Origin of the sequence: Pseudomonas sp. GR 6-02 (genome assembly GCF_001655615.1) — a bacterium.
In the GTDB taxonomy this organism is placed as follows: Bacteria; Pseudomonadota; Gammaproteobacteria; order Pseudomonadales; family Pseudomonadaceae; genus Aquipseudomonas.
The window spans coordinates 2,455,037-2,469,304 of the sequence record NZ_CP011567.1 but is presented as its reverse complement, the minus strand read 5'-3'; the positions used below and the strand labels follow the sequence as shown (position 1 = coordinate 2,469,304).

11 protein-coding genes and 2 riboswitches are annotated in these 14,268 nt (G+C 60.7%); of the genes, 8 read left to right on the top strand and 3 right to left on the bottom strand.

What is annotated here, in order from left to right; translation table 11 throughout:
* Nucleotides 1–53: 53 nt before the first annotated feature.
* Nucleotides 54–266, bottom strand: a riboswitch (cobalamin riboswitch).
* A gap of 256 nt (nucleotides 267–522) precedes the next feature.
* Nucleotides 523–750: riboswitch (cobalamin riboswitch) on the top strand.
* A gap of 122 nt (nucleotides 751–872) precedes the next feature.
* From PGR6_RS11050 to cobM, 4 genes are all read left to right on the top strand, one after another.
* A complete protein-coding gene (locus PGR6_RS11050; RefSeq protein WP_018927647.1) occupies nucleotides 873–1,076 on the top strand; it encodes a CbtB domain-containing protein in 204 nt (67 codons plus the stop codon).
* A gap of 11 nt (nucleotides 1,077–1,087) precedes the next feature.
* A complete protein-coding gene (locus PGR6_RS11045) occupies nucleotides 1,088–1,792 on the top strand; it encodes a CbtA family protein (RefSeq protein WP_018927646.1) in 705 nt (234 codons plus the stop codon).
* A complete protein-coding gene (locus PGR6_RS11040) occupies nucleotides 1,789–2,202 on the top strand; it encodes a cobalamin biosynthesis protein (protein ID WP_064617086.1) in 414 nt (137 codons plus the stop codon). The genes PGR6_RS11045 and PGR6_RS11040 overlap by 4 nt, the downstream gene beginning before the upstream one ends.
* A gap of 82 nt (nucleotides 2,203–2,284) precedes the next feature.
* Entirely contained in the window at nucleotides 2,285–3,031 is a 747-nt protein-coding gene (cobM, locus tag PGR6_RS11035; RefSeq protein WP_064617085.1) for a precorrin-4 C(11)-methyltransferase, read from the top strand.
* A gap of 204 nt (nucleotides 3,032–3,235) precedes the next feature.
* Here the strand turns inward: cobM and nfuA are convergent, their stop codons facing one another.
* Nucleotides 3,236–3,820, bottom strand: coding sequence for a Fe-S biogenesis protein NfuA (gene nfuA, locus PGR6_RS11030; protein WP_007946504.1), 585 nt, complete (start codon nucleotides 3,818–3,820; stop codon nucleotides 3,236–3,238).
* Nucleotides 3,821–3,926: 106 nt separating this feature from the next.
* A complete protein-coding gene (locus tag PGR6_RS11025; RefSeq protein ID WP_018927644.1) occupies nucleotides 3,927–6,212 on the bottom strand; it encodes a fatty acid cis/trans isomerase in 2,286 nt (761 codons plus the stop codon).
* Between the two features lie 155 nt (nucleotides 6,213–6,367).
* On the opposite strand from PGR6_RS11025, the gene metH reads away from it, so the two are divergent.
* The gene (gene metH / locus PGR6_RS11020) at nucleotides 6,368–10,078 is read left to right on the top strand and encodes a methionine synthase (protein ID WP_018927643.1); all 3,711 of its coding nucleotides are present in this window, start codon (nucleotides 6,368–6,370) and stop codon (nucleotides 10,076–10,078) included.
* Nucleotides 10,079–10,263: 185 nt separating this feature from the next.
* Complete coding sequence (locus tag PGR6_RS11015; protein WP_018927642.1) at nucleotides 10,264–10,494, top strand: DUF2970 domain-containing protein; 231 nt, start codon at nucleotides 10,264–10,266, stop codon at nucleotides 10,492–10,494.
* Nucleotides 10,495–10,500: 6 nt separating this feature from the next.
* Here the strand turns inward: PGR6_RS11015 and PGR6_RS11010 are convergent, their stop codons facing one another.
* Nucleotides 10,501–11,586: an ABC transporter substrate-binding protein gene (locus PGR6_RS11010; protein ID WP_018927641.1), complete on the bottom strand. Its 1,086-nt coding sequence runs from the start codon at nucleotides 11,584–11,586 to the stop codon at nucleotides 10,501–10,503.
* 522 nt (nucleotides 11,587–12,108) lie between these two features.
* Between PGR6_RS11010 and PGR6_RS11005 the strand changes: the two genes are divergently transcribed.
* Both PGR6_RS11005 and PGR6_RS11000 read left to right on the top strand, forming a co-directional pair.
* Nucleotides 12,109–13,767: a nitrite/sulfite reductase gene (locus tag PGR6_RS11005; RefSeq protein WP_018927640.1), complete on the top strand. Its 1,659-nt coding sequence runs from the start codon at nucleotides 12,109–12,111 to the stop codon at nucleotides 13,765–13,767.
* A complete protein-coding gene (locus PGR6_RS11000; RefSeq protein ID WP_018927639.1) occupies nucleotides 13,751–14,245 on the top strand; it encodes a DUF934 domain-containing protein in 495 nt (164 codons plus the stop codon). The genes PGR6_RS11005 and PGR6_RS11000 overlap by 17 nt, the downstream gene beginning before the upstream one ends.
* The last annotated feature ends 23 nt before the right edge of the window (nucleotides 14,246–14,268 follow it).

Sequence of the window (14,268 nt, the reverse complement as noted above, 5' to 3'; positions counted from 1 at the left end):
GCGGGCGCGCGTGCCTGAAGAGTTCGCCACCGGATCACCCCGCCCGGTTGAAAGTGAGAATCTGTGTCGAGGCAGGTCTCCTGGCTGACGGTGCGCCGGGCGTTGGCCCGGCATTCGCTGCGCCTTCCCGCGAACCCGTTGCACAGGGTTTGCAGTGGCGTGGCAGCGAACATCACCGTTCACAGTTGCGGGGGCAGCCGCGGCATCGACCGCGTTCCCTTCTTAGCTTCGACAGACGCCGAAGAACCTCGAAAGCGCAAGGCTACGCATCGTGTGGGGGCGGGTCAATGTCTTGTCGGCGAATGCGATCACCTGTGGCGAGGGGGCTTGCCTGTGGCGAGGGAGCTTGCTCCCGTTCGGCTGCGAAGCAGTCGTGAAACCATGCACTGCAAATCTTACAGACAGACCGCATGAATCCGATGCGACCGCTATGCGCTCGAGCGGGACCAAGCCCCCTCGCCACAGGTATTGGGTGTTAGTGAGAACCCCTGCCAATTGACTCCCCGCCCTCGCCCATGCTCTCCTACACGCCTTGTTACGGGTGCCCTTCACAGGGTGAAACGGGAAACCGGTGAATCATGTGCTTTACTCTAAAGCCATGTCAGTCCGGTGCTGCCCCCGCAACGGTAAGCGAGTGAAGCGTCAGATCCACTGTGCCGGTCATATGGCATGGGAAGGTGATGCTTGCAGGTCCAGGCGCAAGCCCAGCCCCTCGCGAGCCCGGAGACCGGCCCGCAACACAAAGTGACTTTTACGTTCACTGAATAACAAACCCGCGGTGGGCGGGCGCTGTTCGAAATCTCTGCGAGCCCTTGGCGTGCGGAGATTTTCATGCGCTCTATTCACCCGCTGACAGACCAGAGGGAAGCGCCATGACGATCATCAGCAGCACCGCCAGCAACACCGACAAGAGCATCGCCAGCACCACCACGACCCTGACTCAACGCCTGACCGCCGCCGTGTGTGCGTCGATCCTTGGCGCCAGCCTTGTGTATTTCGCCGGTTTCTCGCACATCGAAGCGGTGCACAACGCCGCGCACGATACCCGTCACAGCTCCGCCTTTCCGTGCCATTGAGACCTGCTGAGATGATCAAGCGTATTGCGCAAACCGCAGGTTTCACCGGGCTGCTGGCCGCCCTGCTATTGACCCTGCTGCAAAGCTTCTGGGTCTCCCCGCTGATTTTGCAGGCCGAGACCTACGAAAAATCCGAGCCGGCTGCTGTTGAAATCCACGAGCACGCCGCGGGCGCAGTCGCTCATACCCACGATGCCGAAGCCTGGGAACCGGAAGACGGCTGGCAGCGCGTGCTGTCCACTACCGGCGGCAACCTGGTGGTAGCCGTCGGTTTCGCCCTGATGCTCGCCGGTCTTTACACCCTGCGCGCACCGACCAAAACCTCTCAGGGCCTGCTCTGGGGCCTGGCCGGTTATGCGACGTTCGTGCTGGCTCCGACTCTCGGCCTGCCGCCTGAGCTGCCGGGCACTGCCGCGGCTGATCTGGCGCAACGGCAAATCTGGTGGATCGGCACTGCCGCGTCCACGGCCGTCGGCATCGCGTTGATCGTGTTCAGCCGTCACTGGCTGATGAAAGCTCTCGGCGTGGCGATCCTGGCCGTGCCGCATGTGATTGGCGCACCACAACCGGAAGTCCATTCGATGCTGGCGCCGGAAGCCCTGGAAGCGCAATTCAAAATCGCTTCGCAGTTGACCAACGTGGCGTTCTGGCTGGCCCTGGGCCTGATCAGCGCCTGGTTGTTCCGCCGCAAAAGCGATGGCCATTACAGCGCATGACTGAAAACGGCACAGTGCCGACCCTGGTGGTCGGCCTGGGCTGCCAGCGCGGCTGCCCCGTCAGCACGCTGCGGGCGCTGCTCGATCAGGCGCTACAGGCCCATCAAATCGAGCTTCGTGAGATCAAGGCCCTGGCCAGCATCGACCTCAAGCGCGATGAACCTGGCCTGATCGAACTGGCCGAACAGCTGGCGTTGCCGCTGATGTACTTCAGCAGCGAACAATTGGCGACCTATCAAGCACAACTGAGCCACCACTCGGACATCGCGTTTGAACGCACCGGTTGCTACGGCGTGGCGGAAAGCGCTGCGTTGGCCCTGGCCGAACAATTGGCCCAGGCACCGGCAAAGTTGCTGATTCCACGACAAAAATACGCCCAGGCCACCTTGGCATTGGCCAGCGCCGCGTAAAATCCCCGATAATCCCCGCCTTCGATCATGAGCATTCTTCATCTGAAGCATGCCCAGGCCCTATTTCTGACAGGAAACGACGATGACCGTCTACTTCATTGGCGCCGGCCCCGGCGACCCGGAACTGATCACCGTCAAAGGCCAGCGGCTGATTCGTAGCTGCCCGGTCATCATCTATGCCGGCTCCCTGGTCCCCGCCGCCGTGCTGGAAGGCCACCGGGCCGAACAGGTGGTCAACAGCGCCGAACTGCACCTGGAACAGATCGTCGAGCTGATCAAGACCGCCCACGCCAACGGCCAGGACGTGGCCCGGGTGCATTCCGGCGACCCGAGTCTGTACGGCGCGATCGGCGAGCAGATTCGCTACTTGCGTGAACTCGACATCCCTTTCGAAATCATTCCCGGCGTCACCGCCACCGCCGCCTGCGCGGCCCTTTTGGGGGCCGAACTGACCCTGCCGGACGTGTCACAGAGCGTGATTCTGACCCGTTACGCCGACAAGACCGCCATGCCCGCTGGCGAAGAACTGGGCAGCCTGGCGCAACACGGGGCGACCATGGCGATCCACCTGGGGGTCAATCATCTGGAGAAGATCCTTGCCCAATTGCTGCCGCACTACGGCGCCGACTGCCCGATCGCGGTGATTCACCGGGCGACCTGGCCGGATCAGGATTGGGTGGTGGGAACGCTTGCGGACATTGCGCAGAAGGTACAAGCCAAGGGTTTTCGCCGAACGGCGCTGATTCTGGTGGGTCGAGTGCTGGGCAGCGATCACTTCAGTGAATCGTCGCTGTATCGCGCGGGGCATGCGCACCTATACAGACCCTGAAGCACTTGTGGCGAGGGAGCTTGCTCCCGCTGGACCGCGCAGCGGTCCCAAAATCAGCCAACGCATTCATCACGGGAAAATGCATCGGCTGGATTGCGACTGCTTCGCAGTCGAGCGGGAGCAAGCTCCCTCGCCACAGGTTATCGATCATCCATAAAAAAACGGTGCTCACGGGCACCGTTTTTTTATGTCGCAGCGAACACCTTAGTAGTAGGCGTTTTCTTTCTGCGTATGGTCAGTCACGTCACGTACACCCTTGAGCTCGGGAATGCGCTCGAGCAAGGTGCGCTCGATGCCTTCCTTCAGGGTGACGTCTGCCTGGCCGCAGCCCTGGCAACCGCCGCCGAACTTCAGCACGGCGATGCCGTCTTCGACCACATCGATCAGGCTGACCTGACCGCCGTGGCTGGCCAGCCCCGGGTTGATCTCGGTTTGCAGGTAGTAGTTGATGCGCTCGTTGACCGGGCTGTCGGCGTTGACCATCGGTACTTTGGCGTTTGGCGCCTTGATGGTCAGTTGGCCGCCCATGCGGTCGGTGGCGTAGTCGACTACCGCATCGTCCAGAAACGCTTCGCTGAACGAGTCGATATAGGCGGTGAAGCTTTTGAGCCCCAGCGCTGTATCTTCAGGTTTTTCTTCGCCCGGCTTGCAGTAGGCAATGCAGGTTTCGGCGTACTGGGTGCCAGGCTGGGTGATAAAGACGCGGATGCCGATACCCGGGGTGTTCTGCTTGGAGAGCAGATCGGCCAGGTAATCATGGGCGGCGTCGGTAATGGTAATAGCGGTCATGGAAACTCCTCGCAGGCTTGGACGCAGTTTACGCCAATCGACGCGCCGCACAAAGTCCTAGTATTTTTGTCGGGAACTGTGGCTCCCACACCGGGTTGCAGGCATTTCAGAGATTCTCGTAGCGATTCATGTCCAGCACGCCCTCTTCCACCGGGTCGGTGTCGTGGATGTACCGGCTCAGATCATGGAAATACTGCCAGAATTGCGGATGACTGCGACGAATGCCCCAGCGTTCGACGATTTTTTCGAAACTCGCGGCGTCTTTGGCATTTTCCATCTCGTCGACAAACGCCGGCACCTGCCCGGCCGGAATGTTGAACATGAAGTTCGGGTAGCTGCTCAGAACACCCGGATAGATCGTCAACGTGTCGAGCCCCGGCTGATAACGCAGCGACTCCCCGAGCAGGAACGCCACGTTGCTGTGGGCGCGGTTACGCAGCAGGCTGTAGACCTCACGCTTGCCGCTTGAGGTCTCGATGCGCAACATCGTGGCCTCCGGCAACTGATCGATGACTTTCAAACCCGCGGCCGGGCGCGACGTCAGGCGGCTCAAGGCTTGCTCGGCGTTCTGCAACGCCGGATCAATGTTCGGCCGCGAGCAGTAAGCGCCGTCGCAGCGGTTGATCGGATCGGGCCTGGCATTGAGTTCGCCGTAACGGGACAGCAACTGCAAGGCGAAATCTCGTTTCGGGTCGTTTTCGTCCAGCGTCAGCGCCGTCGGCTTGTCGTTATCGATGTCCTCGTAATCCAGCCACATCTTGAACTTGCCGCTGTTCTGGTACCAATCGTCGAGATAGCCGTCCCGTGAGCTGGCCGGCATCAGGCGCAGGAAGTTCTGCTCGGCGCCGTTGCGGATCAGGTCGAAGTACAGCCGGGTCTGGGCCTGATGGGACACGTTACCGAACACATCGAAGTTGACCGCCAACTGGTAATACGTGCGTTCCAGCAACGGGTAATCGAACAGCCACATCGTCTGCGGCACATCGCCGATCAGGCCCTTGGTCACCGAGGCGCTGTCGAAATGCCGGAAGATACTCAGCAACGCATTGTCATTACCGGCCCACAGGGTCGACCAGCTCGGCGCTGGCAAGTCGGCATAGCTGTCCCGGCGCAGGGCCTCATATTCGTTGCGTTTGTTGCGGTAGTCGTGCCACAGGCTCAGGACACTGCCGACGTCATCGTTCTGCCCCGGCATCGCCAGCAACGGCGTAGCCTTGCCGCGATATTTCGGGTCGGTGATGTAAAGGTCATGTTCCGGGGCCTGGAACAGTGCCCAGAAGTTGTCGCGAATCACGTCGGTGGCGATCTGGCCCCGGCAGACCGGGCCGCGAATAAAGGTACGCACGAAGTATTCGGCGTTATCGAGCATGAACTGGTAACGCGCCTGGGCCGGGATCGCTTCGAACGTGGCAAACGGATTGGCCCGCCGCTCCGGCCCGTAGCCCGGTAACGCGTTGACCTGCCAGTTACCGTTGTAAAACAGGCTCTTGATCCGCGCCATCTTCGCCGCGCTCAGCGGGTAGGTGATGTGGGTCTTGTGCACGATCACGCCTTGCACCGGCCACAGACGGTAATAGACCTGAGTGCCCGGATCATCATTCGGACGGCGGGTGTTGATCAGGTCGATGGGCTGCCCCGTCGGCGTGCGCGAACGTACCCACTGAAAGAAATGCCCCGGCTCGCCGTCCTTGAAATAGATATGGGCCAAGAACCAGTGCTCGAACAGCCAGCGCCCGACCAGGCTCTCCCGGGCGCCCGGCGCATTCAGCAGGTTTTCCCACTGCACCACTTCCAAGGCTTCCCTGGCGCTGGGCACCAGGCCCTGCTGATCGATCGGCGCGCCAGAGGCCAGCCAGCGCTGCAGCGTCTGGTATTGCTGATCGGTAAGACCGGTGACCGCTAGCGGCATGCCCTCCTTCGGATGAGAGCTGGCGTAACCGTCGAACTCCGCCGGCATGGCGCACAGCGTTTCCCGGTTCAGGCCCAGGACGATCTCTTCCGGCAATTTGGCGTTGGGTTGTAACGGCGTTCTATGGCCTAGTTCAAGCATCCGCGCCATCAGTGCCGCCTGGCTGCCTTGGGCGTCGAGCACTGAATAGAAGCCCTTTTGCTGCCAGGCACGCTTGCCGAAGGCGTCATAAAACAACCGGGTCGGCGCGGCGGCCTTGCTCCGTTCGCCGTCATAGACCGGCGCCTTCGTCGCACCTCGGGACGCCCCTTCGCCACTGCCCAGATTGAGCTGACAGGCGGAGTCGTAGCAGGCATGGCAGGCCACGCACTTTTCGGTGAAGATCGGTTGAATGTCGCGAACGTAGGAAATGTCCGGACCTTGCGCAGCGGCGCCCCCGCTTAAAAACAGCATCAATAGGCTGGTGACGACGCGATACGACATATCCCTGGTCCTGATCATGAGAAAACGCCGCGATTCTACCGGTCCGACCCGCGCACCAACATGAACGATATTCATGCAAAACCGGCATATGCTCCAAAAGCACACAGGTTTGTTATTATCCCGGCCCTTCGTCATGGCCTTACCGAGTAGTCCAAATGTCCGATCGCAGCGTTCGCCTTCAAGCTCTCAAGCACGCCCTCAAAGAGCGCATCCTGATTCTCGACGGCGGCATGGGGACAATGATCCAGAGCTACAAGCTCGAGGAACAGGATTACCGTGGCAAACGCTTCGCCGACTGGCCGAGCGATGTCAAAGGTAACAACGACCTGTTGGTGCTGACCCGCCCGGATGTGATCGGCTCTATTGAAAAAGCCTACCTGGATGCCGGCGCCGACATTCTGGAAACCAACACCTTCAACGCCACCCAGGTGTCCCAGGCCGACTACGGCATGCAAGGCCTGGCGTACGAACTCAACGTAGAAGGCGCACGCCTGGCGCGCAAGGTGGCGGACGCCAAGACCCTGGAAACCCCGGACAAGCCGCGTTTCGTCGCCGGGGTGCTCGGCCCTACAAGTCGTACCTGCTCGCTGTCGCCCGACGTGAACAACCCCGGCTACCGCAACGTGACCTTCGATGAACTGGTGGAGAACTACACCGAGGCCACCAAAGGCCTGATCGAAGGCGGCGCCGACCTGATCCTGATCGAAACCATTTTCGACACCCTCAACGCCAAAGCGGCGATCTTCGCCGTGCAAGGGGTTTACGAAGAGCTGGGCGTCGAGCTGCCGATCATGATTTCCGGCACCATCACCGATGCCTCTGGCCGCACCCTCTCCGGCCAGACCACCGAAGCGTTCTGGAACTCCGTGGCCCACGCCAAGCCGATTTCCGTCGGCCTGAACTGCGCCCTCGGCGCCCGTGAATTGCGCCCATACCTGGAAGAGCTGTCGAACAAGGCCAGCACCCACGTGTCGGCGCACCCGAACGCCGGCCTGCCGAACGAATTCGGCGAGTACGACGAACTGCCGGCCCAAACCGCCAAGGTCATCGAAGAGTTCGCCCAAAGTGGCTTCCTCAACATCGTCGGCGGCTGCTGCGGCACCACGCCGGGCCACATCGAAGCCATCGCCAAAGCGGTCGCCGGTTACGCCCCGCGTGAAATTCCGGACATCCCCAAGGCCTGCCGCCTGTCGGGCCTGGAACCGTTCACCATCGATCGCAGTTCGCTGTTCGTCAACGTCGGCGAGCGGACCAACATCACCGGTTCCGCCAAGTTCGCCCGCCTGATCCGTGAAGACAACTACACCGAGGCCCTGGAAGTCGCCCTGCAGCAGGTCGAAGCCGGCGCCCAGGTGATCGACATCAACATGGACGAAGGGATGCTCGATTCGAAGAAGGCCATGGTGACCTTCCTCAATCTGATTGCCGGCGAACCGGACATCTCCCGCGTCCCGATCATGATCGACTCCTCCAAGTGGGAAGTGATCGAAGCCGGCCTCAAGTGCATCCAGGGCAAGGGCATCGTCAACTCCATCAGCATGAAGGAAGGTGTCGAGCAGTTCATTCATCACGCCAAACTGTGCAAACGCTACGGCGCCGCGGTGGTGGTGATGGCCTTCGATGAAGCCGGCCAGGCCGACACCGAAGCGCGCAAGAAAGAAATCTGCAAACGCTCCTACGACATTCTGGTCAACGAAGTCGGCTTCCCGCCGGAAGACATCATCTTCGACCCGAACATCTTCGCCGTGGCCACCGGTATCGAAGAACACAACAACTACGCTGTGGACTTCATCAACGCCTGTGCCTACATCCGCGACGAACTGCCCTACGCCCTGAGCTCCGGCGGCGTGTCCAACGTGTCGTTCTCGTTCCGTGGCAACAACCCGGTGCGCGAGGCGATTCACTCGGTGTTCCTGCTGTATGCAATCCGCAACGGCCTGACCATGGGCATCGTCAACGCCGGCCAACTGGAGATCTACGACCAGATCCCGGTGGAGCTGCGCGACGCCGTTGAAGACGTGATCCTCAACCGTACTCCGGAAGGCACCGACGCCCTCCTCGCCATCGCCGACAAGTACAAGGGCGACGGCAGCGTCAAGGAAGCCGAGACCGAAGAGTGGCGCAACTGGGACGTCAACAAGCGTCTGGAGCATGCGCTGGTCAAGGGCATCACCACGCACATTGTTGAAGATACTGAAGAATCGCGGTTGTCGTTCGCGCGCCCGATCGAAGTCATCGAAGGCCCGTTGATGGCTGGCATGAACATCGTCGGCGACCTGTTCGGCGCCGGCAAAATGTTCCTGCCGCAAGTGGTGAAGTCCGCCCGCGTGATGAAGCAGGCCGTGGCCCACCTGATCCCGTTCATCGAACTGGAAAAAGGCGACAAGCCGGAAGCCAAGGGCAAGATCCTCATGGCCACGGTCAAGGGCGACGTGCACGACATCGGCAAGAACATTGTCGGCGTGGTGCTGGGCTGTAACGGCTACGACATCGTTGACCTCGGCGTGATGGTGCCGGCGGAGAAGATCCTGCAGGTCGCCAAAGACGAGAAATGCGACATCATCGGTCTGTCCGGCCTGATCACGCCTTCGCTGGACGAAATGGTTCACGTGGCCCGCGAAATGCAGCGTCAGGACTTCTATCTGCCGCTGATGATCGGTGGCGCGACCACCTCCAAGGCGCACACGGCGGTGAAGATCGAGCCCAAGTACAGCAACGACGCGGTGATCTACGTCACCGACGCCTCCCGCGCCGTGGGCGTGGCGACGCAGTTGCTGTCCAAGGAACTGAAAGCCGGTTTCGTCGAGAAGACCCGCCTGGAATACATCGACGTTCGCGAGCGCACCGCCAACCGCAGCGCCCGCACCGAGCGCCTGAGCTACCCGGCAGCCATCGCCAAGAAACCGCAGTTCGACTGGGCCAATTATGAGCCGGTCAAACCGACGTTCACCGGCGCCAAGGTACTGGACAACATCGACCTGAAGGTTTTGGCCGAATACATCGACTGGACACCGTTCTTCATCTCCTGGGACCTGGCCGGCAAGTTCCCGCGCATCCTGCAGGATGAAGTGGTCGGTGAAGCCGCCACCGCGCTGTACGCCGATGCCCAGGAAATGCTTGCCAAGTTGATCGACGAGAAGCTGATCAGCGCCCGTGCGGTGTTCGGTTTCTGGCCGGCCAACCAGGTGCGCGACGATGACATCGAAGTCTATGGCGACGACGGCAAGCCATTGGCCAAGCTGCATCACTTGCGCCAGCAGATCATCAAGACCGACGGTAAGCCGAACTTCTCCCTGGCCGACTTCGTCGCGCCGAAGGACAGCGGCGTGACCGACTACGTGGGTGGTTTCATCACCACCGCCGGGATTGGCGCCGAAGAAGTGGCCAAGGCCTATCAGGAAGCGGGCGACGACTACAACTCGATCATGGTCAAGGCGTTGGCCGACCGTCTGGCCGAGGCGTGCGCCGAGTGGCTGCACCAGCAAGTGCGTAAAGACTACTGGGGCTACGCCAAGGACGAGACGCTGGACAACGAGGCGCTGATCAAAGAGCAATACACCGGCATCCGCCCTGCTCCGGGCTACCCGGCGTGCCCGGATCACACCGAGAAAGCCACGCTGTTCAAGCTGCTGGACCCGGAAGCGGAAGAGCTCAAGGCCGGCCGCAGCGGCGTATTCCTCACCGAGCACTACGCGATGTTCCCGGCGGCGGCGGTCAGCGGCTGGTACTTCGCTCACCCACAGGCGCAGTATTTCGCCGTGGGCAAGATCGACAAGGATCAGGTGCAGAGCTACACCTCGCGCAAAGGCCAGGAGTTGAGCGTGACCGAGCGCTGGCTGGCGCCTAACCTGGGTTACGACAACTAACCCCTTCCCCTGTGGGAGCGAGCCTTTGTGGCGAGGGAGCTTGCTCCCGTTGGACTGCGTAGCAGTCCCATTTTTTGGGGCCGCTTCGCGACCCAACGGGAGCAAGCTCCCTCGCCACAACGGCTCCCACAGAGTTCGAGTCTGTTGTCTATGCTTGCCTCATACACATTCGTGACGGGGGATTTATGGACGATCCAGTCGACAACAATAATCACAACAAGCCGCCGACCTTCTGGCAGATGCTGCACAGCGTCATGGCGGCGGCGTTCGGGGTGCAAAGCGGGAAAAACCGGGCCCGGGACTTCACCCATGGCAAGCCCAGTCATTTTGTGATTCTGGGGATTCTGTTCACGGTGGTGTTCGCCCTGACGCTGTTCGGCATCGTCAAACTGGTGTTGCACCTGGCCGGGATCTGAGCCGGCTCAATGCATCAAGGTTTGCAGGTTGAACGGGTAGCGGTACGACGTCGGCCGCCCCTTGGCCGAGAGCTTTTGAAAATCCACGTCGTAATCCTGAGTGGTACTCAAGCCCAGCAATCGCCGGGCTTGCGCGTGGTCGATCAACTGCAATAAGGGAATCTGTCGGTCGCGCCCGCCGTACTGGCTGACATCCACCCCCTGATCGTAGTCATGCAACTGCACAAGAGCCCAGCCGCCCAGAGTGAAGTGCCCGCCCAACAACACGCTTAGCCGCCCTTCCAACAGCGCCTGCAACGCGGCCGGTGAATTGTTGATGGCACTGAACAGCACACCCTTGCCCGGCTGGCCTCCCGTTTCGGCGTATGCCTGCATGGCACCGAACGCCATTTCATCGTTGGCCGACCAGACCAGCGATGTTTGCGGGTAACGCTTGAACAATAACCTGGCCTGTTCATAGGCGCGCTCGCGGGTCCAGCCGCCGTACACCAACTGGCGCAACCGCACTTCGGGGTGTTCGGCCAATGCCCGCATCATGCCCTGCTCACGCTCTTGCGCGGCCGGCGTGATTTTCAGGCCGGAAAAGGCCACCAGTTCAATGACCTCACCGGGTGCTACCGGGCCATGCAGGCGAATCAGTTCCTTGAGCATCAGGTAGCCGCCCTCCTCATTGTTGGGCACCAGGCTACCCAACCAGTCGGGATACTTGTCCGGCTGGGCGCCGAGCAGACGCATCTGGTCGGCGGTCAGGCCGTTGTTGACCAAAAACAGCTTCACACCGCTGCCTTGAGCCAGGCGCAGGATTTCGGGGGCGACATACAGTTCGTTGGAGAACACCAGATAGTCCGGCCGACTCGGCCCTTGCAGCGCTTCGCGGGCCTGTTTGAGTGTGGTCTCGGCGTTTCGCTCGGCATACTGGATTTGCAAATCCATGCCCAGGTTCTTGGCCGCGGTCTGCATGAACTGCGAGTAACTGACCCAGAACGTCTCTTGGCTGGTCCCGGGATTGAGGAACAATACGGACGCCGCCTGGGCACACGGCCCCAGCACCGCGCCAAGCGCCAGCACTACACCATAGAAGAACTTCAACATTGATCGTCCGAGCCCCCGAAAATCCGCCGCGCATTATAGCCAGCGAAGTCCCTGGAAACGGCGCATATTCCGGCTTTTTGTCCAACAATCGTCGGCGCCGGGCCCGGACGGGGTCGTTTATTGATGGCTGACCCAGAATACCGCCGTACCCACGACCAGGATGATCAGGAACAGAATCGCCCAGGCATCGACCGTGCTATCGCTTTTCCTTGCTTTGGTTGGGTTGCTCATTGCATCGCCTCTTGTCGGTTTTATCGGTGATTGCATAAAGACTCGAGCACAGTTAAGACGATGATTGCCCGCACGACAAATGAGGGTTTTATCACAACGACTTTCATTAGTCGTTTTGGTTCTTTGCATATACTCAAACATCACTTTTGCGCATAACTGCAAACTGGTATCTTGCGTCGGCTCCGTTGGGAGTGCGCGGCCGTGCGCGCAGAATTGCCGAGGCAGAATCGGATGAAAGCTTGCGAAAACGCAGCTGTATCCGACCGGCCCAAGCCTGAGAACAGGACTTATATGTACGTATACGACGAGTACGATCAGCGGATCATCGAGGACCGCGTCAAGCAGTTCCGTGATCAGACCCGACGCTATCTGGCAGGCGAGCTGAGCGAAGAAGAATTCCGCCCCCTGCGCCTGCAAAATGGCCTTTATATCCAGCGCTTTGCCCCGATGCTGCGGGTGGCGGTGCCTTACGGCCAACTCACTTCGCGCCAGACGCGAATGATGGCCAAGATTGCCCGCGACTATGACAAGGGCTACGCCCACATCAGTACCCGGCAGAACGTGCAGTTCAACTGGCCGGCCGTGGAAGACATCCCGGACATCCTGGCTGAGCTGGCGACCGTGCAGATGCACGCGATCCAGACCAGCGGCAACTGCCTGCGCAACGTCACCACCGATCAGTTCGCCGGTGTCGCCGCCGACGAGTTGATCGACCCGCGGCCATGGTGCGAAATCGTCCGTCAGTGGACCACGTTCCACCCGGAATTCGCTTACCTGCCGCGTAAATTCAAAATTGCCATCAACGGTTCGACGTCCGACCGTGCGGCCATCGAAGTCCATGACATCGGCCTCGAGCCGGTGCACAACGCCGCGGGCGAACTGGGCTTCCGTGTGCTGGTCGGTGGCGGCCTGGGCCGTACTCCGGTGGTGGGCGCGTTCATCAACGAATTCCTGCCGTGGCAGGACCTGTTGAGCTACCTCGACGCCATTCTGCGGGTCTACAACCGCTACGGCCGTCGCGACAACAAGTACAAGGCGCGGATCAAGATTCTGGTCAAGGCCCTGACGCCTGAAGTGTTCGCGCAGAAAGTCGATGCGGAAATGGAACACCTTCGCGGTGGCCAGACCACGCTGACCGAGGCCGAAGTGCATCGCGTGGCCAAGCACTTTGTCGATCCAGACTACAAGGCTCTGGACAATCAGACGGCCGAACTGGCCGACCTCGACAAGCAACACCCGGGCTTCGCCCGCTGGCGTGCCCGCAACACCCTGGCCCACAAAAAGCCGGGTTACGTCGCCGTGACGCTGTCCCTGAAACCGACCGGCGTTGCACCGGGCGACATCACCGACAAGCAGCTCGATGCCGTTGCCGACCTCGCCGACCGTTACAGCTTCGGTCAGCTGCGCACCTCCCACGAGCAGAACATCATTCTGGCCGATGTCGAGCAGAGCCAGTTGTTCGCCATGTGGGGCGAGTTGCGCGAGCAAGGTTTCGCCACGCCGAACATCGGCTTGCTGACCGACATCATCTGCTGCCCTGGCGGCGACTTCTGTTCCCTGGCCAACGCCAAGTCGATCCCGATCGCCGAATCGATCCAGCGCCGTTTCGACGACCTGGACTACCTGTTCGACATTGGCGAGCTGGACCTGAACATCTCCGGCTGCATGAACGCCTGTGGTCACCACCACGTCGGCCACATCGGTATTCTCGGAGTGGACAAGAAAGGCGAAGAGTTCTATCAGGTGTCCCTGGGTGGCAGCGCCAGCCGCGATGCGAGCCTGGGCAAGATCCTCGGCCCATCCTTCGCCCAGGAAGCCATGCCTGATGTGATCGAGAAGCTGATCGACGTGTACATCGAACAACGTACCGAAGACGAGCGCTTCATCGACACTTATCAGCGTATCGGCATCGACCTCTTCAAGGAGCGCGTCTATGCAGCGAATAATTAAGAACAACGAAGTCGTCGACGAAACCTGGCACTTGCTGCCGAAAGATTTCAACATCGATGAAATCAGCAACTGCGACGACCTGATCGTCCCGTTGCACATGTGGCGCGAACACAGCCGCATGCTCATGGCCCGCGATGGCGGCCTGGGTGTGTGGCTGGATGCCGATGAAGAAGCTGAAGAAATCGGTGATGACGTGGCGAACTTCCAGGTCATCGCCCTGAACTTCCCGGCCTTCACCGATGGTCGCAACTACTCCAACGCCCGTCTGCTGCGTGACCGCTATGGTTTCAAAGGCGAACTGCGGGCAATTGGCGATGTGCTGCGCGACCAGTTGTTCTACATGCACCGCTGCGGTTTCGATGCGTTTGCCATTCGCGCCGATAAAGACCCCTACGAAGCCCTTGAAGGCCTCAAGGACTTCTCGGTGACCTATCAGGCCGCCACCGACGAACCGCTGCCGCTGTTCCGTCGCCGTTGATCGTCACACCTTGAACCCCTTGC